The organism is Pseudomonas subflava (assembly GCF_023823685.1).
GTDB classification, from domain to species: Bacteria; Pseudomonadota; Gammaproteobacteria; order Pseudomonadales; family Pseudomonadaceae; genus Aquipseudomonas; species Aquipseudomonas subflava.
Genome location: NZ_JAMXBF010000005.1, coordinates 138,865 through 158,945 on the forward strand (window position 1 = coordinate 138,865; position 20,081 = coordinate 158,945).

Sequence of the window (20,081 nt, forward strand, 5' to 3'; positions counted from 1 at the left end):
TATGTCGAAGTTCTTCATCGACAGGCCGATCTTCGCCTGGGTGATCGCGCTGGTGATCATGCTGGCCGGCGGTCTGTCCGTCCTCAAACTGCCGATTAACCAGTACCCGAGCATCGCCCCGCCCGCGGTCGGCATCCAGGTGTCCTACCCGGGCGCCTCGGCGCAGACGGTGCAGGACACCGTGGTGCAGGTGATCGAGCAGCAGCTCAACGGCATCGACGGCCTGCGCTACATCAGCTCGGAGAGCAACTCCGACGGCAGCATGAGCATCACCGCCACCTTCGAACAGGGCACCAACCCCGACATCGCCCAGGTGCAGGTGCAGAACAAGCTGCAGCTGGCTACTCCGCTGCTGCCCCAGGAGGTCCAGCAGCAGGGCATCCGCGTGACCAAGGCGGTGAAGAACTTCCTGCTGGTCATCGGCGTGGTGTCGACCAACGGCAACCAGACCCGCGAGGACCTGTCCAACTACATCGTCTCCAACCTGCAGGACCCGATCTCGCGGACCAAGGGCGTGGGCGACTTCCAGGTGTTCGGCGCACAGTACGCCATGCGCATCTGGCTCGATCCGGCGAAGCTGAACAACTTCAAGCTGACCCCGGTCGACGTGAAGAGCGCGATCCAGGCGCAGAACGTGCAGGTGTCCTCCGGCCAGTTCGGCGGCCTGCCGGCCGCGCCGGGCAACCAGCTCAACGCCACCATCATCGGCAAGACCCGCCTGCAGACGCCGGAAGAGTTCCGCGACATCCTGCTCAAGGTTGACCGCGACGGCTCCCAGGTGCGCCTGGGTGACGTGGCCAAGGTCGAGTTGGGTGGCGAGAACTACGCGATCAACGCCCAGTTCAACGGCATGCCGGCCTCCGGCCTGGCGATCAAGCTGGCCACCGGCGCCAACGCGCTGGACACCGCCAAGGCGGTGCGCGCGACCATCGCCAACCTCGAGCCGTTCTTCCCAGATGGCATGGAAGTGGTGTTCCCCTACGACACCACGCCGGTGATCTCCGCCTCCATCGAGGGCGTGGTGCACACCCTGTTCGAGGCCATCGGCCTGGTGTTCCTGGTGATGTTCCTGTTCCTGCAGAACTTCCGGGCCACCATCATCCCCACCCTGGCGGTGCCGGTGGTGCTGCTCGGCACCTTCGGCGTGCTGGCGGCCTTCGGCTTCTCCATCAACACCCTGACCATGTTCGCCATGGTCCTGGCCATCGGCCTCCTGGTGGACGACGCCATCGTGGTGGTGGAGAACGTCGAGCGGGTGATGCGCGAGGACGGGCTGTCGCCCAAGGAGGCGACCCGCAAGTCCATGGGCCAGATCCAGGGCGCGCTGGTGGGCATCGCCCTGGTGCTGTCCGCGGTGTTCCTGCCGATGGCCTTCTTCGGCGGCTCCACCGGGGTCATCTACAAGCAGTTCTCCATCACCATCGTCTCGGCCATGACCCTGTCGGTGCTGGTGGCGCTGATCTTCACCCCGGCCCTGTGCGCCACGCTGCTCAAGCCCATCGACGGCGACCACCACGAGGCCAAGCGCGGCTTCTTCGGCTGGTTCAATCGCACCTTCGACCGCGGCAGCAACGCCTACCAGCGCGGCGTGTCGGCCATGCTCCGGCGCAAGGCGCCGTACCTGCTGCTGTACCTGGTGATCGTCGGCATCATGGTGTGGATGTTCACCCGCATCCCCACCGCGTTCCTCCCGGAAGAGGACCAGGGCGTGCTGTTCGCCCAGGTGCAGACCCCGGCCGGCTCCAGTGCCGAGCGCACCCAGGCGGTGGTCGACGACATGCGCCAGTACCTGCTCGAGGACGAGGCCAGCACGGTCAAATCGGTGTTCACCGTCACCGGCTTCAACTTCGCCGGCCGCGGCCAGAGCTCGGGCATGGCCTTCATCATGCTCAAGCCCTGGGGCGACCGTCCGGGCGAGGAAAACGGCGTGGCCGCCCTGGCGCAGCGCGCGCAGCAGCACTTCTTCAGCTTCCGCGACGCCATGGTGTTCGCCTTCGCCCCGCCGGCGGTGATGGAGCTGGGCAACGCCACCGGCTTCAACCTGTTCCTGCAGGACCAGGCCGGCGTCGGCCACGAGGTGCTCAACCAGGCCCGCGACAAGTTCCTGCAGCTGGCCAACGAGCACCCCGTACTCGACAGCGTGCGGGCCAACGGCCTGCGCGACGAGCCGCAGTACCAGCTGCTGATCGACGACGAGCGCGCCCGCGCCCTCGGCCTGTCGCTGGCGGAGATCAACAGCACCCTGTCGATCGCCTGGGGCGCCAGCTACGTCAACGACTTCATCGACCACGGCCGGGTGAAGAAGGTGTACCTGCAGGGCCGGCCGGAATCGCGCATGAGCCCGGAAGACCTGAACAAGTGGTACGTGCGCAACGACCAGGGCCAGATGGTGCCGTTCAGCGCCTTCGCCAGCGGCGAGTGGACCTACGGCCCGCCCAAGCTGTCGCGCTACAACGGCGTGTCGGCGGTGGAGATCCTCGGCGCGCCGGCACCGGGCTACAGCTCGGGCGATGCCATGGCCGCGGTCGAGGAAATCGCCAGCCAGCTGCCGGAAGGCGTGGGCTACGCCTGGACCGGCCTGTCCTACGAGGAACGCCTGTCCGGGGCCCAGGCGCCTGCGCTGTACGCGCTGTCGCTGCTGGTGGTGTTCCTCTGCCTGGCGGCCCTGTACGAGAGCTGGTCGATCCCCTTCTCGGTGATGCTGGTGGTGCCGCTGGGGATCATCGGCGCGCTGCTGTTCACCAGCCTGCGCGGCCTGTCCAACGACGTGTTCTTCCAGGTCGGCCTGCTCACCACCATCGGCCTGTCGGCGCGTAACGCGATCCTCATCGTCGAGTTCGCCAAGGCCCAGTACGAGCAGGGCATGAGTCTGTCCGAGGCGGCCATCGAGGCCTGCCGCATGCGTCTGCGCCCGATCGTGATGACCTCGCTGGCGTTCATCCTCGGCGTGCTGCCGCTGGCCATCGCCAGTGGCGCCGGCGCCGGCAGCAAGCATGCCATCGGCACCGGGGTGATCGGCGGCATGCTCAGCGCGCTGGTGCTGGCGATCTTCTGGATTCCGCTGTTCTACGTGGTGGTCTGCTCGCTGTTCGAGAAGAAGCGCGCCGAGCCGGCCCATGAGAAGGAGGCCCTGCAGTGAGGCATTCCCTGTTGTCCCTCGCCGTCGCCAGCGTCCTGCTCGGCGGCTGCACCATGATCCCCGACTATGAGCGCCCCGCCGCGCCGGTGGACGCCGCCTGGCCCCAGGGCGATGCCTACAGCGCCAGCGGCGCCGCGCAGACCGCCACCGCCGCGGCGGACCTGGGTTGGCGCGAGTTCTTCCGCGACCCGGCGTTGCAGCGCCTGGTCGAGGCCGCGCTGGCCAACAACCGCGACCTGCGCGTGGCCGCGCTGAACGTCGAGGCCTACCGCGCCCAGCACCGCATCCAGCGCTCCGAGCTGTTCCCGAGCATTTCCGCTGGCGGCAGCGGCACCCGCCAGCGCCTGCCGGGCGACCTGTCGCAGACCGGTGAGGCCACCACCAGTGGCCAGTACAGCGCCACAGTCGGCACCAGCGCCTGGGAGATCGACTTCTTCGGCCGCCTGCGCAGCCTCAACGAGCAGGCCCTGGAGCAATACTTCGCCACTGAACAGGCGCGGCGCAGCACGCAGATCGCCCTGGTGGCCAGCGTGGCCAACGCCTACCTGACCCTGCAGGCCGACGAGCAGTTGCTGCAGCTGACCCGCGACACCCTCGGCACCTACCGCAAGAGCTACGCCCTCACCGAGCGCAGCTTCAACGTCGGCGTGGCCGACGCGCTGTCGCTGAGCCAGGCGCGCACCGCGGTGCAGAGCGCCGAGGCCAGCCTGGCGCAGTACACGCGCCTGGTAGCCCAGGACCGCAACGCCCTGGCCTTGCTGTTGGGCGGCGGCGTGCCGAATGACCTGCCGCAGGGCGAGGTGCTCGGTGACGACCTGCTGGCCGAGGTGCCGGCCGGGCTGCCGTCCGAGCTGCTGCAGCGCCGCCCCGACGTGCTGCAGGCCGAGCACGAGCTGCGCGCGGCCAACGCCAGCATCGGCGCGGCCCGCGCGGCGTTCTTCCCGAACATCAGCCTGACCGCCAATGCCGGCAGCGCCAGCAGCGAGCTGTCCGGCCTGTTCGACGGTGGCTCCGGCACCTGGCTGCTCCAGCCGCAGATCAACCTGCCGATCTTCACCGCCGGGCGCCTCAAGGCCAGCCTCGACTACGCCGAGGTGCAGAAGGACATCCAGGTGGCGAGCTACGAGAAGGCGGTCCAGGTCGCCTTCCAGGAGGTCGCCGACGGCCTCGCCGCACGCACCACCTACGAGCAGCAGCTCACCGCCCAGCGCGCCCTGGTGACCACCAGCGAGGACTACTACCGCCTCGCCGAACGGCGCTTCCGCACCGGCGTGGACAGCTACCTGACCCTGCTCGACGCCCAGCGCCAGCTGTTCGGCGCCCAGCAGCAGCTGATCACCGACCGCCTCAACCAGCTGGCCAGCGAGGTCAACCTGTATAAGGCCCTCGGCGGCGGCTGGCACGAGCAGACCCAAGTGGCCACCGCGCCAGCGGCGGACTGACGGTCGGCCTGAAACGAAAAAGCCCCGGCATGCCGGGGCTTTTTCATGGCTGAGGTTTGGGGCACAGCCTGAGACACGCAGATTGCAGGCTCGCCCTGGGCTCCGCATGATGCGCGCGCATCAACAAGGAGCTCACGATATGGATATCGTTCTGGGTCTGATCGGCGTAGGGCTGGTCGCCATTTTTCTGGTTCAGGCGTCGCGCATCTATGCCGGCGCGCTATCGCACCGCATGAACCTGCAGGACCTTCGCCGTCACGGCAAACCGCATCGCGCCATTACCGAACACGAGCGCCGCAGTCTGGCGTCATATGCGGCGTCGCTGGCCTGCCTGGGTAATCACGCGCCTTCGTATCGGCCAGTGAGCGACGATGTGTATCTGCTGCAAGGGGTTGCCGAGATGCGTGGCTTCGAGTTTTCCGGCATCCACAGCGAGCAGCTTTCCATTGCCGGGGTACCGGTTGAGCTGCCATTCACCCTGCGCGACTACCTGATGCATGAGAACAACAAGGCCGAAGTGGTGGTAGCCGACCGACATGCATTGGTGCTGTCGCTGAATGGCTTCCGCTTGCCGCTCCTGACCTGACGCGGCGCTTAGCGCCGCACCAGCAGCACCCCACTCTCCATATGGTGCGTCCAGGGGAACTGGTCAAACAGCGCGCAGCGCTCGATACGGTGCGTATCGTTGAGCTGGGCGATGTTGGCGGCCAGGGTCTCCGGGTTGCAGGAGATGTACAGGATGTTGTCGAAGCGCCGGGTCAGCTCGCAGGTGTCCGGGTCCATGCCGGCGCGCGGCGGGTCGACGAATACCGCGCCGAAGTCGTAGGCCTTCAGGTCGATGCCGGCCAGGCGGCGGAACGGGCGCACCTCGTTGAGGGCCTGGGTCAGCTCCTCGGCACTCAGGCGCACCAGCTCGATGTTGCCGATGCCGTTGTCGGCCAGATTGGCCAGTGCGGCATTCACCGAGGTCTTGCTGATCTCGGTGGCCAGCACCTTGCGCACGCGGGTGGACAGCGGCAGGGTGAAGTTGCCGTTGCCGCAGTACAGCTCGAGCAGGTCGTCCTGGCGCTCGCCGAGGGCGTCGTACGCCCACTCCAGCATCTTCTGGCAGACGGTGCCATTGGGCTGGGTGAAGGCGCCCTCCGGCTGCCGGTAGCGGAAGGTGCGCCTGGCCACCTGCATTTCTTCCTGCACGTAGTCGCGGCCGATTACCAGGCGCTGGCCGCGCGAGCGGCCCACCAGGCTGACGCCCAGCTTGGCCGCCAGCTGCTCGGCCTCGGCCTGCCATTCGGCGTCCAGCGGGCGGTGGTAGCACAGGGTGATCAGCGCATCGCCGCTCAGGGTGGTGAGGAATTCGACCTGGAACAGCTTGAACGACAACACCCGGCTGGCCTGCCAGGCCGCCTTCAGCTGGGGCATCAGCGCGTTGATGCGCTGGCTGGCAATGGGAAACTCGTCGATCAGGATCGGCGTGTGCTTGTCGCCGGCGGCGAACATCGCGTAGTGCCGCTCTTCCTGCTCGCGCCACAGGCGGAACTCGGCGCGCAGGCGGTAGTGCTCGCGCGGCGAGTCGAACACCGCCGGCTCGGGCGCGGCAAAGGGTGCCAGCAGCTCGCGCAGGCGGGCGACCTTGGCGTCCAGCTGGGCGGCATAGGCCGCCTGGTCACCGATCTGGATCATGCGTTGGCGCCGAAGGCGAACTTGACCACGAAGATCGCCGCCAGCACCACCAGCGCCGGGTTGATCTCCTTGAAGCGGCCGGCCAGCGCCTTGATCACCACCCAGGCGATGAAGCCGAAGGCGATGCCGTTGGCGATGGAGAAGGTCAGCGGCATGGCCAGTGCGGTGATCACCACCGGCGCGGCGACGGTGATGTCTTCCCAGTCGATCTCGGCCAGGCCGGAGGTCATCAGCACGGCGACGAACAGCAGCGCCGGCGCGGTGGCGAAGGCGGGCACGGTGCCGGCCAGCGGGGCGAAGAACAGCGCCAGCAGGAACAGCACCGCGACCACGATGGCGGTCAGGCCGGTGCGGCCGCCGGCGGCCACGCCCGAGGCGGACTCGATGTAGCTGGTGGTGGTGCTGGTGCCGAGCAGCGAGCCGCCCATGGCCGCGGTGCTGTCGGCGATCAGCGCGCGGCCCATCTTCGGCAGGTGGCCGTCCTTGCTCATCAGGCCGGCGCGCTTGGCCACGCCGATCAGGGTGCCGGTGTTGTCGAACAGGTCGACGAACAGGAAGGCGAAGATCACGCTGATCATGCCCACTTCGAAGGCGCCGGCGATGTCCAGCTGGAGGAAGGTCGGCGCCAGCGACGGCGGCATCGACACCACGCCGCCGAACGGGGTGACGCCCAGGGCGATGGCGATGGCGGTGACGACGAGGATGCCGATCATCACCGCGCCGGTGACGCGGCGGGCCTCGAGGGCGACGATCAGGAAGAAGCCGAGCACGGCCAGCAGCGGGCCGGGGGAGGTGAGGTCGCCGAGGCCGACCAGGGTGGCCGGGTTATCCACCACCAGGCCGGCTTCCTTCAGCGCGATCAGCGCCAGGAACAGGCCGATGCCGGCGGCGATGGCCGAGCGCAGCGGCAGCGGAATGCTGTTCACGATCCACTCGCGGATACGGAAGATCGACAGCAGGAAGAATAGGGTGGCGGAGATGAACACCGCGCCCAGTGCGGTCTGCCAGGTGTAACCCATGTGCAGCACCACGGTGTAGGTGAAGAAGGCGTTGAGGCCCATGCCGGGCGCCAGGGCGATCGGGTAGTTGGCGATCAGACCCATCACCGCCGAGCCGATGGCCGCAGCCAGGCAGGTGGCGACGAAGACAGCACCCTTGTCCATGCCCGTCTCACCGAGAATCGCCGGGTTGACGAAGAGGATGTAGGCCATGGTCAGGAAGGTGGTGACACCGGCGAGAATCTCGGTGCGCACGTTGGTGTTGTGCGCCTTGAGTTGGAACAGCTTTTCCAGCATGGTGGGGCTCCCGTGGGGCTGGTGCGGCAAGGGTCTGCGGACTGCGAAAGCAAAGCACAAAGCCTGCGAACTCGAAGGGAAACGAGCGCAGATTCGGCCGGGTCCGGAAAAGCCGCGCACTATACCAGCTCACCCCCGAGCGGTGAATTTATGACCGGACGGACAGCATCGGTTTCCGTTCGAGGAGGAACCGGATGACCCATCGCGCCCTGATCGCCGTCGCCGACGGCGTGGAAGACATCGAAACCGTAACCCTCATCGACGTGCTGCGCCGCGCCGAGGTCGAGGTGGTGGTCGCCAGTGTCGAGAACCGCCGCATGTTCACCTGTGCCCGCGGCACCCGGGTGACGGCCGATGCCATGCTGGTCGACGTGCTGGCCCAGGACTTCGACCTCATCGTGCTGCCCGGCGGCATGCCTGGCGCACAGCACCTGGCCGAGCACGAACCGCTGGCCGACAAGGTTCGCCAGCAGGCCCGCGCCGGCAAGCTGTTCGCCGCTCTCTGCGCGGCCCCGGCCCTCGCACTGCAGGCCTACGGCGTGCTCAGGCAGCGGCGCATGACCTGCTACCCGGCGTTCAGCGATCGTCTGTCGGGCTGCACCTTCGTCGACCAGCCGGTGGTGGTGGACGGCAACTGCATCACCAGCCAGGGGCCGGCGACGGCGCTGGAGTTCGCCCTGACCCTGGTCGAGCAACTGGCCGGCAAGGGCAAGCGCAAGGCGGTGGCCGAGGCCATGCTGGTGCCGGTGTGAAGCTGCTGAGCAGCAGCAGCAGCGGCCTTGGCCGGGCGCGGGCACGCATCGCGGCCAAGGCCGCTGCCACAGTGTTCTGTGCCCTGATGCTGCTGGCCGGCTGCGCCAGCGAGACGCGTCTGCCGCCCGCCGAACACCGGCTGGGCATCCATCCGGCCCGTACCGCCGCCCTCGACGGCCTGCAGGTGATGACCGACCGGCACAGCGGCGTGCGCCTGTGGGTGACGCCGCAGCCCGTGCTGACCGAGGCGGACGTGCGACAGGCGGAGATGGCCATGACACCGGATGGCGAGCCGGCGGTGATCCTGACATTGACCGACCAGGGGCGAACCACGCTGGCCGCCCTGACCCGTGCCTACCTGGGCCAACCATTGGCCATTCTGATAGATGGCGAGCTGCGCCTGGCGCCGATCATCCAGGAACCGGTGCTGGACGGGCGGGTGGCACTGGCCGGGTTCGACACCCTGGAGGAAGCCGAACAGCTGGTGGGCGACTGGCGTCAGTGAGGCCGGTGCACCTGGCACCGGCGCGGTGCCGACATTTCACCTGAACGCCCTTCGTTCCTACGAGTCTGTGGTCTGTCTGGCTTCTGCGGGCCGGGCAACGGACGGCTGACTCCTCGGAGAACCGGATGGCAGCGAGCAGGAGCTTCCTGCCGCTTCCGATCAGGCTTACCGGTGGTCAGCCTGCCGCCTGCGGTGGCGGGCGGGTGATCTAACCTGCGTTCGCGGGCAAGCCCGGGTTGCATCGATGTCCGGCCTTACCGGCACCGCGTTGTCTTCCACAAGGCTGCATGTCTCAGAGGCGGTTTCGTATGTTCGCGTCAAGATTCGCGGGTGCCACGCTTCTCCTTGCTCTGTGTTCGCCATGGGTCATGGCAGAGAACGTCATCTCCGTGAGCCGAACGGCGGATCGCTTCGATCCCGCCTGTGTCAGCGACTGCTCGCTGCGCGAGGCCATCTATCGCGCCAACCATACGCCCGGGCCCACGCGCATCATGCTGCGTGCCGGGACTTACACCCTGACCCTGAGCGACCCGATCTGGAATCAGGAAACCGACCCCGATCCCGATGAGAACGAGTGCTGGCGCGGTGACCTGGATGTCCGCGGTGAGCTGACGATCATCGGCGCCGGCCAGGCCGAAACCATCATCCGCAGCACCGGCGAGCCGCTCACCGGAGACAGGCTGATCGAGGTGGTCGAGGGTGCCTCGTTGAGCCTGCGCCGGCTCACGCTGCGCGACGGCCTTTCCGATACCCAGGGTGGTGCCCTGCGCAACCATGGTCGGGCGCGGGTGCAGCAGGTCAGTTTTGTCGACAACCGCTCCAGCGCCGGCATCGAGGGCCAGGGCGGGGCGATTGCCAATTACGGCACCCTCACCATCAGCCAGGCCCTGTTTGAGCGCAATCAGTCCATCGGCGAAGAGGGCTTCTTCGGCCTTGGCGGGGCGATCTTCAATCAGGGGATTGTGCAGGTCCGCGATACCACCTTTCGCGACAATGTCGCCACCGACTACAACGACACCGATCTCGCGCAGGGCGGTGCGCTGTACAACGAAGGCCATGCGGATGTCGCACGGAGCACCTTCGTGGGCAATGCCGCGGGCCTCTCGCTCGATAACGGCGGCGGCGCAGCCATCGCCAACCGCCTGAGCGGCGTGCTGATCCTGACCAACAGCACCCTTAGCGGCAACGTCGGTACCGACACCAACGGAGTGCTGGCCAACGGCATCAGCGGTTATCCCGAGGATGCCCAGGCCCAGGCGCGGCTGGTCAACGTCACCCTCGCCGGCAACGAAGGCCTGGCCCTGAGCAACGTCGGCCAACTGGTGCTGCGCAACAGTCTGGTTGCCGGTAATCGTCTCGAGGGCATGCCGGCCAACTGCTCCAACGGCGGCGGGTACCTCGCGCGAGGACTGCTGCTGGGCACCGACCAGGGGAACTGCATCAGCGACATGCCCACGGACGATGCGCTGACCTGGAGCAAGGTGCTCTACCCGCTGGCCAACAATGGCGGCGCGACCTGGACTCACGCGCTGCGGCGCGGCAGCCCGGCCATCGATGTCGGGGTCGGCAGCTGTGCGTCCGCCGATCAGCGTGCGGTTACCCGTCCGCGCGACGGCGATGGCGATGGTGCCGCCGTCTGCGATGTGGGGGCCTACGAGCGGGCCAGGCACTGAGCCCGGGCCGCTCATTGCACCTCCGCCGAGGTAGGGACTGCCCGGCTGCCGCGCTCGGTTAACGCTTCGTGGCGGCGCCGCAGCACTCCCGGTCGTCCAGCGCTTCCAGCAGCCGGCAGTGTTCGGCGTGGTCGCTCTGGCAGCCGGTCAGCTTGCTCAGCTCGGCCTGCATGTTCTGCAGATCGCGGATGCGCGCGGCGATGGTGTCGAGGTGCTCGCTGACCATCTGGTCGGCGCTGGCGCAGGGGCTTTCCGGGTGCGCGGCAAGGTCGAGCAGGCTGCGGATCTCGTCCAGGCTGAAGCCGAGTTCACGCCCGCGACGGATAAAGCGCAGCCTTCTGACATCTACCTCCTGATAGTGGCGATAGCCGGACGCGCTGCGCTGGGGTGGCGGCAGCAGGCCGCTGCGCTCGTAGAAACGGATGGTTTCCAGATTCACGCCGCTGTCGCGGGCGAGCACGCCGATGGTGATGGCCTTGCCCATGTTGACTCCGTAGTGACTACAGGGTTTAGCGTAGTCTGCACCCTGACAGAGGAGATGCCAAATGGGTGCTCACTGCTGCAATCACGACTCGCCCGAAGCCGCGCTGCGCTCGCGGCGCTACCGGCGCATCCTGTGGACCGCGCTGGCGGTCAATCTGGCCATGTTCGCGGTGGAGATCGGCGCGGGCCTCAAGGCCGGCTCGGTCTCGCTGCTGGCCGACTCGCTGGACTTCATGGGTGATGCCGCCAACTACGCCATCAGCCTGTGGGTGCTGGGCATGGCCCTGAGCTGGCGCGCCCGCGCGGCGCAGTTCAAGGCTGCCAGCATGCTGCTGTTCGGTATCGGCGTGCTGGGCGCGGCGCTCTGGCACTGGTGGCAGGGCGAGGTGCCGAGCGCGCCGACCATGGGCGTGATCGGTGCCCTGGCGCTGGCCGCGAATGTTGGCGTGGCGGTGCTGCTCTACGCCTACCGCGAGGGCGACAGCAACATGCGCAGCGTCTGGTTATGTACGCGCAACGATGCCGTCGGCAACCTCGCCGTGCTGGGCGCGGCGCTGGGCGTGTTCGGTACCGGCAGCGCCTGGCCGGACCTGATCGTCGCCAGCATCATGGCCGCACTGGCGATCACCGCCGCCGTGCAGGTGCTGCGCCAGGCCGATGGCGAGCTGAAGGACGGCCACGGCCATGCGCACTGAGCTGGAGGTCGCGTTGCGCCAGGCCTTTGTCGAGGCCGAAAGGGCGCTCGAACAGGGCGAGCCCGCCGCCGCGCTGATCTGGCTGGAACGGGCGCATATCCTCGGCCAGCGTATGCCGCTGCGCCATGCCCGTTCGCACTGGCTGATGCTGCGTGCCGGTTGGCAGCTGCGCGATTGGCGTGAGGTGGTGGGGCAAGTGCCGCGCATCTTTGCCGCGCTGCTGTTTTCGCGACTCTGGGTGCCGCTGGGTAACAGCGGGCGGGCGCGGGTGAGCGCGTTCAGGCCGATGCCGGTCGGCGACGAGTTGAGGCGGTTGCTGGATGAGTAGGGTGCCCTCGCCGGAGGCAGTGCACCGCTGAGGGCTCGTTGGTGGGCTGCCCGCTGTGCGGGCGAGGCCACCCTACTGTAGGGCGAGGCCACCCTACGAGGCTAGGCCGCCGATTTGGCGGGGCCGCCCGGTAGTGCGGATGGGGACCGCGTGAGCGTTCAGGCCAAGCCCATGCCCCATTTGATGGCGTAGGCGAGGATGCCCACGGCCAGCACGCCGCCCAGCCAGAGGGCGGCGAACCAGGCCAGGCGCCGGGCCAGTGGTGGTTTGCTCTGATTCATCTAGTGGTACCCCTCGCCGACGACCACCTTGCCGCGGAACACCCAGTAGCTGTAGGCGGTGTAGATCAGGATGATCGGCACCATGAACACCACGCCGACCAGGGCGAAGGCCTGGCTGCTGGCCGGCGCCGAGGCCTCCCAGATGCTCACCGACGGCGGGATGATGTTCGGCCACAGGCTGATGGCCAGGCCCGTGTAGGAGAGGGCGATCAGCGCCAGGGTGAGGACGAACGGCTGCCAGTCGATCTTCAGCTGCACGGCGCGGACGATGCCGAGCACGGTCACGGCCACCAGGGTCGGCACCGGGATGAAGTAGAACAGGTTGGGCAGGGTGAACCAGCGCTCGGCGATGGCCGGGTGGGCCAGCGGCGTCCAGATGCTCACGGCGGCGATGAACAGCAGCAGCACGCAGGTCAGCGGCAGCATCAGCTTGTACATCTTGTGGCGCAGCTTGCCCTCGGTCTTCATCAGCAACCAGGCGCAGCCGAGCATGGCGTAGCCGGCCACCAGGCCGGCGCCGCAGAACAGCGGGAAGGGCGCCAGCCAGTCGAAGGCGCCGCCGACGAACTGGCGGTTCTCCACCTTCAGGCCCTCGATGAAGGCGCCCAGCACCACGCCCTGGGCGAAGGTCGCGACGATCGAGCCGCCGATGAACGCGGCGTCCCACACATAGCGGGTGCGCTTGGCCTTGAAGCGGAACTCGAAGGCGACGCCGCGGAAGATCAGCGCGATCAGCATGATCACCAGCGGCAGGTACAGCGCCGTCAGCACCACCGAATAGGCCAGCGGGAAGGCGGCGAACAGGCCGGCGCCGCCGAGCACCAGCCAGGTCTCGTTGCCGTCCCAGATCGGCGCCACGGTGTTCATCATGGCGTCGCGCTCGTCCTTGTCGCGGAAGAACGGGTAGAGGATGCCGATGCCCAGATCGAAGCCGTCCATCACCACGTACATGAAGATGCCGAAGGCGATCACCCCGGCCCAGATCAGCGGAAGGTCGAGGGTCACGGGCGCTTCTCCTGTTCGACGTCGACTTCGCCGTCCACGCTCTCGGCGGCGGCCGACAGCGGCCGCGCCGGCGTGCGGCTGTGGCCCGGGCCGCCCTGTTCGGCGATCTGGGCGGTGAGCAGGCCCAGCACCGGGCCCTTGCGCATCATGCGCAGCAGGTAGGTGATGCCGACGCCGAACACGGCAAAGTACACCACCACGAAGATCGTCAGCGAAACGCCCATCTGCGTGGCGCTGTGGTTGGAGACCGCGTCCGAGGTACGCAGCAGGCCGTAGATCACCCAGGGCTGGCGGCCCACTTCGGTGGTCACCCAGCCGGCCAGCAGGGCGATGATGCCGCTCGGCCCCATCAGCAGCATCAGGCGCTGGAAGCCCTTGGCCTCGTAGACCTTGCCGCCGCGCCGCAGCCACAGGCCGAGCACGCCGCAGAGGATCATCAGCAGGCCCAGGCCGACCATCACGCGGAAGCTCCAGAACACGATCAGCGCATTCGGCCGGTCCTGCGGCGCCCACTCCTTGAGGCCCTTGATCTCGCCATCGAGGTCATGGGTGAGGATCAGGCTGGCCAGGCGCGGGATGCCGATGGCGTAGTGGGTAGTCTCTTCCTGCATGTCGGGGATGCCGAACAGCAGCAGCGGCACGCCCTTCTCGGTCTCCCAGTGGCCCTCCATCGCCGCCACCTTGGCCGGCTGGTACTTGAGGGTGTTGAGGCCGTGGAAGTCGCCGATCAGCGCCTGGATCGGCGCGACGATCAGCGCCATCCACAGGGCCATGGAGAACATCATGCGGGTGGCCGGGTCGCGCTTGCCCTTGAGCAGGTGCCAGGCCGCGGTGCCGCCGACCACGAAGGCGGTGCTGAGGAAGGCCGCCACCGCCATGTGCGCCAGGCGATAGGGGAAGGACGGGTTGAACACGATGTCCCACCAGGAATCCGGGGTGAACACCCCGTCCACCAGGCTGAAGCCCTGCGGCGTGTGCATCCAGCTGTTCGAGGAGAGGATCCAGAAGGTCGAGATCAGCGTGCCGATGGCCACCATCAGGGTGGCGAAGAAGTGCAGACCGCGGCCGACCTTGTTCAGGCCGAACAGCATGATCCCCAGGAAGCCCGCCTCGAGGAAGAACGCCGTGAGCACCTCGTAGGTCAGCAGCGGACCCATGATGCTGCCGGCCGCCGTGGACAGCTGGCTCCAGTTGGTGCCGAACTGGTAGCTCATCACCACGCCGGAGACCACGCCCATGCCGAAGGTCACGGCGAAGATCTGCAGCCAGAAACGGTAGAGGTCGTAATAGACCTCCTTGTCGGTCTTCAGCCACAGGCCCTCGAGCACCGCCAGGTAGCTGGCCAGGCCGATGCTGATAGCGGGGAAGACGATGTGGAAGGAGACGGTGAAGGCGAACTGGATTCGCGCCAGTTCCAATGCATCCAGGCCGAACATGAGAGGCCACTCCGGAAATTGATCTGGGTCAATATTCCGCTCTCCGCCGCTGCGCTCGTAGCTGGCGGATTGTCGCATCGGGCAGAATGTCGCAGGTCTGGTGGCAATTGAAAGTCATTATCAGTTGATATATTTTCGCGGCTTTCCCGCCAGCCCGCGCCGCCACCTTGTCCTCGCCTTCCGATCCCCGCTCTGCCGACGGTCAGTTCGAGAGCCATTCCGCCGAACTGCTGCGTTTCCTCACGCGGCGGGTCAAGTGTGCGGAACTGGCGGCCGACCTGCGCCAGGAAACCTGGCTGCGCTTTCGCCGGCGCGAGTCGGGCGAGGAGATCGGCAACCTGCGCGCCTTCCTCTACCGCATCGCCCGCAACCTGATCATCGACCACCATCGCCAGCAGGAGGCGCGGCCGGTCGAGGAAGAGATTTCCCCCGAGCTGGTCAGCACCCAGCCCGGCCCCGAGCGCGCCGCCAGCGACGCCGAACGCCTCGAGCAGCTGCAGCGCGTGGTCCAGGCCCTGCCGCCGCACTTGCGCCAGGCGTTGCTGTGGAATCGCTTGGATGGCATGACCCAGCGCGAGATCGGCCAGCGCCTGGGTGTCTCGGAAAGCATGGCCGGACGCTATATCCTCAAGGCCCTCGAACACTGTCAGCAGCAGATGGATTCTTCTTCGTGACCCACCCCGCGCTTCTCGCCCAGGCCCGCGAATGGCAGGTGCTCCTGCATTCCGGGCGCGCCACCGAGGCCGACCGCGCCGCCGCGGACGCCTGGCGCCGTGCCGCGCCCGAGCACGACCGGGCGTTGCGCGAGGTGGAGGGGCTATGGGCGCTGCTCGGGCAGATCGAGCGCCCGGCGCAGCCGCCATCGGTGCGGGTGGTGCGGCGACCGCTGCGCTGGGCGGTCCCGCTGGCCAGCGCGGCGGCGGTGCTGCTCGCGTTGTGGCTGCCGCGCGGCACCTGGGTCGGCCTGTATGCCGACATCAGCACCGGACCGGGCGAGGTGCGCGAGCTGCGCCTGGAGGACGGCTCGCTGCTCACCCTCAACGGCGATTCGGCGCTGGACTGGCAGTTCGTCGACGGTCGCCGCGAAATCCGGCTGTACCGCGGCGAGGCGGATTTCCAGGTGGCTCACGACCCACGGCGGCCCTTCACGGTCAGCGCCGGCGAGGCGCATATCCGCGTCACCGGCACCCGTTTCGATGTACGCCTGGACCCCGAGGGCGCCGACCTGGCGGTGAGTGGAGGGCGGGTGCTGGCCTCCAGCGAGGGCCGCGAGCCGCTGCCGGTGGTGGCCGGCCAGCAGGTGCAGTGGCGCGGCGGCGAGCTGCAGGCACCGCAGGTGCTGGACGCCCGCCAGCGACTGGCCTGGCAACGCGGCAAGCTGGTGTTCCGCGACCGGCCGCTGGCCCAGGTGTTCGCCGAGCTGGAGCGCAGCCAGGGCGCGCGTGTGCTGTTCGTCGACGACGCGGCGCGCGCCCTGCAGGTGACCGGCGTGTTCGCCCTCGACGATCCGCAGGCGGTGCTGCGCGCCGTCGAAAGCACCCTGCCGGTGCGCCTGGTCCGCCTGCCGGGGCTGATCCTGGTCGCCTCGCGCGGCTGAAACACGCGTCACCAGAGGCCTGATCGGCACCGCGAAAATATTTTCGCGGTGCCGGTTCAGAACGCCGCGGCGCTTTCGTCTTCTGTGCTGCAAATGCGACTTCTTCGCATGAAACAGCCAAGGACATCAGCATGCGGTCGACCCCCTTCCTCGCGGCGCTAGCCGTTCTCCCCCTGGCCATCGCCGCCGCCAACGCCCAGGCCGTCGAGCTCGACGTGCCGGCCCAGCGCCTCGATGCGGCGCTTACCGATTTCGCCGAGCAGGCCGACGTGCGCCTGCTCTACGACGCCGGCCTGACCCGCGGCAGCGGCGTGGCGCCAGCGCTTCAAGGTGATTATTCGGTGGCCGACGGCCTGCAGCGCCTGCTGGAGGGCAGCGGTTTGACCTTCCAGACCGGCGCCGACGGCACCGTCACCCTGGTGCCGCTGCCCGAGCAGGGCGCCCTGGAGCTGGGTTCGACCACCATCAGCGGGCTCGCCGACGGCCGCGCCGACCTGCCGGCCGAGTACGCCGGCGGGCAGACCGCCCGCGGCGCCAATATCGGCGTGCTGGGCAACCAGGACATGCAGGACGTGCCCTTCGCCTTCTCCAGCTACACCTCCGATTTGATCGAGACCCGCCAGGCGCAGACTCTGGCCGAGGTGCTGGCCAGCGACCCGGGCGTGCGCCAGTCGTTCGGCTTCGGCAACTTCTCCCAGGTGTTCGTGGTGCGCGGCTTCCAGCTGTTCAGCGACGACATCGCCTTCAACGGCCTGTACGGCGTGCTGCCGCGGCAGATCATCTCCACCGAATCGGTCGAGCGGGTCGAGGTGTTCAAGGGTGCCAACGCCTTCGTCAACGGCGTGTCGCCGTCCGGCAGCGGGGTCGGCGGCGCGATCAACGTGGTCTCCAAGCGTGCCGAGGACACCCCCACGCGCAGCGCCACCCTGGATTACGCCAGCGACAGCCGGGTGGGCGGGCACCTCGACCTGGGCCAGCGCTTCGGCGAGGACAACCGCTTCGGCGCGCGGGTGAACCTGGCCCAGCGCGAGGGCGAGACCGCGGTGGACGACGAGCACTCGCGCTTCAGCCTGGCCACCCTCGGCCTGGACTACCGCGGCGACCGGCTGCGCCTGGCCGCCGACCTCGGCTACCAGAAGCAGCGGGTCAACCAGGGGCGCTCGGTGGTCTACCTCACCACCGCCACCCTCAACGGCAAGACGCCGTCGGCGCCGGATTCGGACCACAACTACGCGCAGCCGTGGAGCTGGTCGCAGCTCGAGGACACCTACGGCATGGTCAGCGCCGAGTACGACCTGTCGCCGTCCTGGACCGCCTACCTGACCGCCGGCGGCAAGTACACCCGGGAGAACGGCATCTACGCCTCCAACTACGTGTACGGCGCCAATGGCGATGCGCGGATCGGCCGCCTCTATTCGCCGCTGGACCAGGAGACGCTGAGCGCCGTCACCGGCCTGCGCGGCGAACTGGCGACCGGGCCGGTCAGCCACCGCATCAACCTGGCGGCCAACGGCATCTGGCAGGAGAAGCGCAACGCCTTCGAATCCACCGCGGCGGGCAGCCGCGGCTTCGGCAACCTGTACGAGGGCCAGCCCGTCGCCGAACCGCCGGCCACCAGCATCGCTGGCGACATCCACGACCCGGACACCACCGCCAAGGTGCAGAACCGCAGCCTGGCGCTGTCCGACACCCTGGGCTTTCTCGATGACCGGGTGCTGCTGACCCTCGGCGTGCGCCGCCAGTCCATCGGTGCCGACGCCTGGAGCGCGGCCAGCGGCGTGCGCACCGCCAACTACCAGGAGAGCATCACCACGCCAGCCTACGGTCTGGTGGTCAAGCCCACCGAGTACCTGTCGTTCTACGCCAACCGCGTCGAGTCCCTGCAGCAGGGCCCGACCGCCCCATCCGCGGCGCTCAACAACGGCGAGATGTTCGCGCCCTACCGCTCCAAGCAGATCGAGGTGGGCACCAAGCTCGACTGGGGCACCTTCGGCGGCAGCCTCAGCCTGTTCCGCATCGAGCAGCCGCAGGGCGTGCTCGGCGGCGACGGCTACTACCGGGTGGACGCCGAGCAGCGCAACCGCGGCGTGGAGCTGAGCCTGTTCGGCGAGCCGCTGGACGGCCTGCGCCTGCTGAGCGGCGCGACCTGGACCGAGGCCGAGCTGCGTGGCACTGCCGGCGGCCGCGACGACGGCAACCAGGCGGTGGGCGTGCCGCAGTTCCAGTTCAACCTGGGCGCCGACTGGGACGTACCCGGCGTGCCCGGCCTGAGCCTCAACGGCCTGCTGCTGCGCACCGGCGGCCAGTACGTCGACAGCGCCAACGAATACAGCATCCCCGCCTGGACCCGCGTCGACCTCGGCGCCCGCTACCGGACGCAGCTGGAAGGCCGCGCGCTGACCTTCAACGCCATGCTGGAAAACGTCGCCGACGAGGACTACTGGGCCTCGGCCAACGGTGGCTACCTGACCCAGGGCGCGCCGCGCACCCTCAAGGTGTCCGCCACCGTCGATTTCTGATCGCGGGCCGATACGAAAAAGGACGCCGCTGGCGCCCTTTGCATTTCCCCGGCCGGCTTACTTGGTGGCCCTGAGCACCACGAACTTGGGCGTGGCCGCGACCTGCTCCACGCCGCGGAACAGGCGCTTGAGCTTGGCGTGGTAGCCCAGGTGGCGGTTGCCGACGATCCACAGCTCGCCGCCGGTGACCAGCGCCGCGCGGGCCTGCTGGAACATGCGCCAGGCGAGGAAGTCGCCGACCACCTGCTGCTGGTGGAAGGGCGGGTTGCACAGCACCAGGTCCAGCGAGTCCTTCGGCTGGTCGGCCAGGCCGTCGGCGGCGCGGAAGGTCGCCGGGCGCTCGCCCAGCGCCGCGTGCCAGTTCTCCGCGGCCGACTGCACGGCCATGTAGGACTCGTCGACCAAGGTCAGCTCGGCCTGCGGATTGGCCAGCGCGAAGGCGATGGCCAGCACGCCGTTGCCGCAGCCGAGATCGGCCACCCGCTGGTGGGTCAGCGTCTTCGGCAGGTGTGGCAGGAAGGCGCGGGTGCCGATGTCCAGGCCCTCGCGGCAGAACACGTTGGCGTGGTTGACCAGCTCCAGGGCCGGTTTGTCGAGCTGGTAGCGGGTCGGGTAGGGCGAGGTCGGCGCCGGTTTGTCGGCCGGCGTCGCCGTCAGCAGCCGCGCCTTCTTCACCGCCAGCGAGGCCTGCAGCGGGCCGATGTAGCGCTCCATCAGCTCGCCCGCGCTGCGCGGCAGGTGCTTGATCATGGCGCCGGCGATCACCCGCGCGCCGGGGGCCAGCTGGCCGTGCAGGCGGATCAGCTGCTCCTCCAGCAGGGCCAGGGTCTTGGGCACGCGAAGCAGTACCCAGTCGAACGGCCCGTCCGGCGTCTCGTTGGCCGGCACGAAGCGCACGCTTTCGGGCGCCAGGCCGTTGCGCGCCAGGTTCTTCTGCAGGGCGAGAAAGCCCAGGTGTGAGTCGCCACTGCTGGTCACCCGGCAGTGCGGCGCCAGCGAGCAGGCGAGGGCGCCGAAGCCGTCGTTGAGCAGCAGTACGCGGCTGTCCGCGTTCAGCCCCTGCTCGTGCAGGTGAGCGAGCAGGTACTCGTCGGCCGCATCGAATGCCTGCAGCGGTTCGTCGGCCATTTCGGGCTGGCGGATGAGGTCGAGCTGGGCGAAGGCGGTGTCGAGAGTCGGCATGGCGGCGGGGTAGGTGAGGGACGCCGGCATTGTCCTAGATGGGCCGGGAAAAGTCTCGAAGTGAGAAG

At 68.3% G+C, this 20,081-nt stretch carries 18 protein-coding genes; 11 read left to right on the forward strand and 7 right to left on the reverse strand.

Annotated features, from left to right (window positions below; all coding sequences use genetic code 11):
• Position 1: 1 nt before the first annotated feature.
• The 3 genes from NF616_RS07380 (at position 2) to NF616_RS07390 (ending at position 5,167) form a co-directional block, all read left to right on the forward strand.
• Positions 2 to 3,139, forward strand: a complete 3,138-nt coding sequence (locus NF616_RS07380) for an efflux RND transporter permease subunit (protein WP_252272596.1) — start codon at positions 2 to 4, stop codon at positions 3,137 to 3,139.
• Positions 3,136 to 4,581, forward strand: coding sequence for an AdeC/AdeK/OprM family multidrug efflux complex outer membrane factor (locus NF616_RS07385; RefSeq protein ID WP_252272597.1), 1,446 nt, complete (start codon positions 3,136 to 3,138; stop codon positions 4,579 to 4,581). Before NF616_RS07380 ends, NF616_RS07385 begins: the two co-directional genes overlap by 4 nt.
• 139 nt (positions 4,582 to 4,720) lie before the next feature.
• Positions 4,721 to 5,167, forward strand: coding sequence for a hypothetical protein (locus NF616_RS07390; protein WP_252272598.1), 447 nt, complete (start codon positions 4,721 to 4,723; stop codon positions 5,165 to 5,167).
• A gap of 8 nt (positions 5,168 to 5,175) precedes the next feature.
• Here NF616_RS07390 and trmA read toward each other — a convergent pair whose 3' ends face one another.
• Both trmA and NF616_RS07400 read right to left on the reverse strand, forming a co-directional pair.
• On the reverse strand, positions 5,176 to 6,261 hold the full coding sequence (gene trmA / locus NF616_RS07395; protein WP_252272599.1) for a tRNA (uridine(54)-C5)-methyltransferase TrmA: 1,086 nt from the start codon (positions 6,259 to 6,261) through the stop codon (positions 5,176 to 5,178).
• The gene (locus tag NF616_RS07400) at positions 6,258 to 7,556 is read right to left on the reverse strand and encodes an NCS2 family permease (RefSeq protein WP_252272600.1); all 1,299 of its coding nucleotides are present in this window, start codon (positions 7,554 to 7,556) and stop codon (positions 6,258 to 6,260) included. Before NF616_RS07400 ends, trmA begins: the two co-directional genes overlap by 4 nt.
• Before the next feature lie 194 nt (positions 7,557 to 7,750).
• On the opposite strand from NF616_RS07400, the gene NF616_RS07405 reads away from it, so the two are divergent.
• From NF616_RS07405 to NF616_RS07415, 3 genes are all read left to right on the forward strand, one after another.
• Positions 7,751 to 8,308, forward strand: coding sequence for a DJ-1 family glyoxalase III (locus NF616_RS07405; protein WP_252272601.1), 558 nt, complete (start codon positions 7,751 to 7,753; stop codon positions 8,306 to 8,308).
• Positions 8,305 to 8,814, forward strand: coding sequence for a SecDF P1 head subdomain-containing protein (locus tag NF616_RS07410; RefSeq protein ID WP_252272602.1), 510 nt, complete (start codon positions 8,305 to 8,307; stop codon positions 8,812 to 8,814). The genes NF616_RS07405 and NF616_RS07410 overlap by 4 nt, the downstream gene beginning before the upstream one ends.
• A gap of 368 nt (positions 8,815 to 9,182) precedes the next feature.
• Entirely contained in the window at positions 9,183 to 10,487 is a 1,305-nt protein-coding gene (locus NF616_RS07415) for a choice-of-anchor Q domain-containing protein (protein WP_252272603.1), read from the forward strand.
• A gap of 58 nt (positions 10,488 to 10,545) precedes the next feature.
• On the opposite strand, the gene NF616_RS07420 is transcribed toward NF616_RS07415, so the two are convergent.
• Positions 10,546 to 10,971, reverse strand: a complete 426-nt coding sequence (locus tag NF616_RS07420) for a MerR family DNA-binding protein (RefSeq protein WP_252272604.1) — start codon at positions 10,969 to 10,971, stop codon at positions 10,546 to 10,548.
• Between the two features lie 61 nt (positions 10,972 to 11,032).
• On the opposite strand from NF616_RS07420, the gene NF616_RS07425 reads away from it, so the two are divergent.
• Positions 11,033 to 11,665, forward strand: coding sequence for a cation efflux transmembrane domain-containing protein (locus tag NF616_RS07425; RefSeq protein WP_252272605.1), 633 nt, complete (start codon positions 11,033 to 11,035; stop codon positions 11,663 to 11,665).
• The gene (locus NF616_RS07430) at positions 11,655 to 11,993 is read left to right on the forward strand and encodes a DUF3703 domain-containing protein (protein WP_252272606.1); all 339 of its coding nucleotides are present in this window, start codon (positions 11,655 to 11,657) and stop codon (positions 11,991 to 11,993) included. The genes NF616_RS07425 and NF616_RS07430 overlap by 11 nt, the downstream gene beginning before the upstream one ends.
• 158 nt (positions 11,994 to 12,151) lie before the next feature.
• Here NF616_RS07430 and NF616_RS07435 read toward each other — a convergent pair whose 3' ends face one another.
• From NF616_RS07435 to NF616_RS07445, 3 genes are read right to left on the reverse strand one after another with little or no spacing between them, the layout of a single operon-like run.
• The gene (locus NF616_RS07435; RefSeq protein ID WP_252272607.1) at positions 12,152 to 12,274 is read right to left on the reverse strand and encodes a DUF2474 domain-containing protein; all 123 of its coding nucleotides are present in this window, start codon (positions 12,272 to 12,274) and stop codon (positions 12,152 to 12,154) included.
• On the reverse strand, positions 12,275 to 13,279 hold the full coding sequence (cydB, locus tag NF616_RS07440; RefSeq protein ID WP_252272608.1) for a cytochrome d ubiquinol oxidase subunit II: 1,005 nt from the start codon (positions 13,277 to 13,279) through the stop codon (positions 12,275 to 12,277).
• A complete protein-coding gene (locus tag NF616_RS07445) occupies positions 13,276 to 14,715 on the reverse strand; it encodes a cytochrome ubiquinol oxidase subunit I (RefSeq protein ID WP_252272609.1) in 1,440 nt (479 codons plus the stop codon). The genes cydB and NF616_RS07445 overlap by 4 nt, the downstream gene beginning before the upstream one ends.
• A 167-nt stretch (positions 14,716 to 14,882) precedes the next feature.
• Here NF616_RS07445 and NF616_RS07450 point away from each other — a divergent pair, with 167 nt between their 5' ends.
• The 3 genes from NF616_RS07450 (at position 14,883) to NF616_RS07460 (ending at position 18,831) form a co-directional block, all read left to right on the forward strand.
• Positions 14,883 to 15,389 (forward strand): RNA polymerase sigma factor, encoded by a 507-nt coding sequence (locus NF616_RS07450; RefSeq protein WP_252272610.1) that lies wholly within the window; start codon positions 14,883 to 14,885, stop codon positions 15,387 to 15,389.
• Positions 15,386 to 16,312, forward strand: coding sequence for a FecR family protein (locus NF616_RS07455; protein ID WP_252272611.1), 927 nt, complete (start codon positions 15,386 to 15,388; stop codon positions 16,310 to 16,312). The genes NF616_RS07450 and NF616_RS07455 overlap by 4 nt, the downstream gene beginning before the upstream one ends.
• A 131-nt stretch (positions 16,313 to 16,443) precedes the next feature.
• Positions 16,444 to 18,831, forward strand: a complete 2,388-nt coding sequence (locus NF616_RS07460; protein WP_252272612.1) for a TonB-dependent receptor — start codon at positions 16,444 to 16,446, stop codon at positions 18,829 to 18,831.
• A 57-nt stretch (positions 18,832 to 18,888) separates the two neighbouring features.
• Here the strand turns inward: NF616_RS07460 and NF616_RS07465 are convergent, their stop codons facing one another.
• Positions 18,889 to 20,013, reverse strand: a complete 1,125-nt coding sequence (locus NF616_RS07465; RefSeq protein ID WP_252272915.1) for a methyltransferase — start codon at positions 20,011 to 20,013, stop codon at positions 18,889 to 18,891.
• Positions 20,014 to 20,081 lie beyond the last annotated feature (68 nt).

Coding starts and splice junctions, on each gene's coding strand:
- NF616_RS07380 (WP_252272596.1), top strand. CDS start 2: ATGTCGAAGTTCTTCATCGACAGGCCGATCTTCGCCTGGGTGATCGCG.
- NF616_RS07390 (WP_252272598.1), top strand. CDS start 4,721: ATGGATATCGTTCTGGGTCTGATCGGCGTAGGGCTGGTCGCCATTTTT.
- trmA (WP_252272599.1), bottom strand. CDS start 6,261: ATGATCCAGATCGGTGACCAGGCGGCCTATGCCGCCCAGCTGGACGCC.
- NF616_RS07400 (WP_252272600.1), bottom strand. CDS start 7,556: ATGCTGGAAAAGCTGTTCCAACTCAAGGCGCACAACACCAACGTGCGC.
- NF616_RS07405 (WP_252272601.1), top strand. CDS start 7,751: ATGACCCATCGCGCCCTGATCGCCGTCGCCGACGGCGTGGAAGACATC.
- NF616_RS07415 (WP_252272603.1), top strand. CDS start 9,183: ATGGCAGAGAACGTCATCTCCGTGAGCCGAACGGCGGATCGCTTCGAT.
- NF616_RS07420 (WP_252272604.1), bottom strand. CDS start 10,971: ATGGGCAAGGCCATCACCATCGGCGTGCTCGCCCGCGACAGCGGCGTG.
- NF616_RS07425 (WP_252272605.1), top strand. CDS start 11,033: ATGGGTGCTCACTGCTGCAATCACGACTCGCCCGAAGCCGCGCTGCGC.
- NF616_RS07430 (WP_252272606.1), top strand. CDS start 11,655: ATGCGCACTGAGCTGGAGGTCGCGTTGCGCCAGGCCTTTGTCGAGGCC.
- NF616_RS07435 (WP_252272607.1), bottom strand. CDS start 12,274: ATGAATCAGAGCAAACCACCACTGGCCCGGCGCCTGGCCTGGTTCGCC.
- NF616_RS07445 (WP_252272609.1), bottom strand. CDS start 14,715: ATGTTCGGCCTGGATGCATTGGAACTGGCGCGAATCCAGTTCGCCTTC.
- NF616_RS07460 (WP_252272612.1), top strand. CDS start 16,444: ATGCGGTCGACCCCCTTCCTCGCGGCGCTAGCCGTTCTCCCCCTGGCC.
- NF616_RS07465 (WP_252272915.1), bottom strand. CDS start 20,013: ATGCCGACTCTCGACACCGCCTTCGCCCAGCTCGACCTCATCCGCCAG.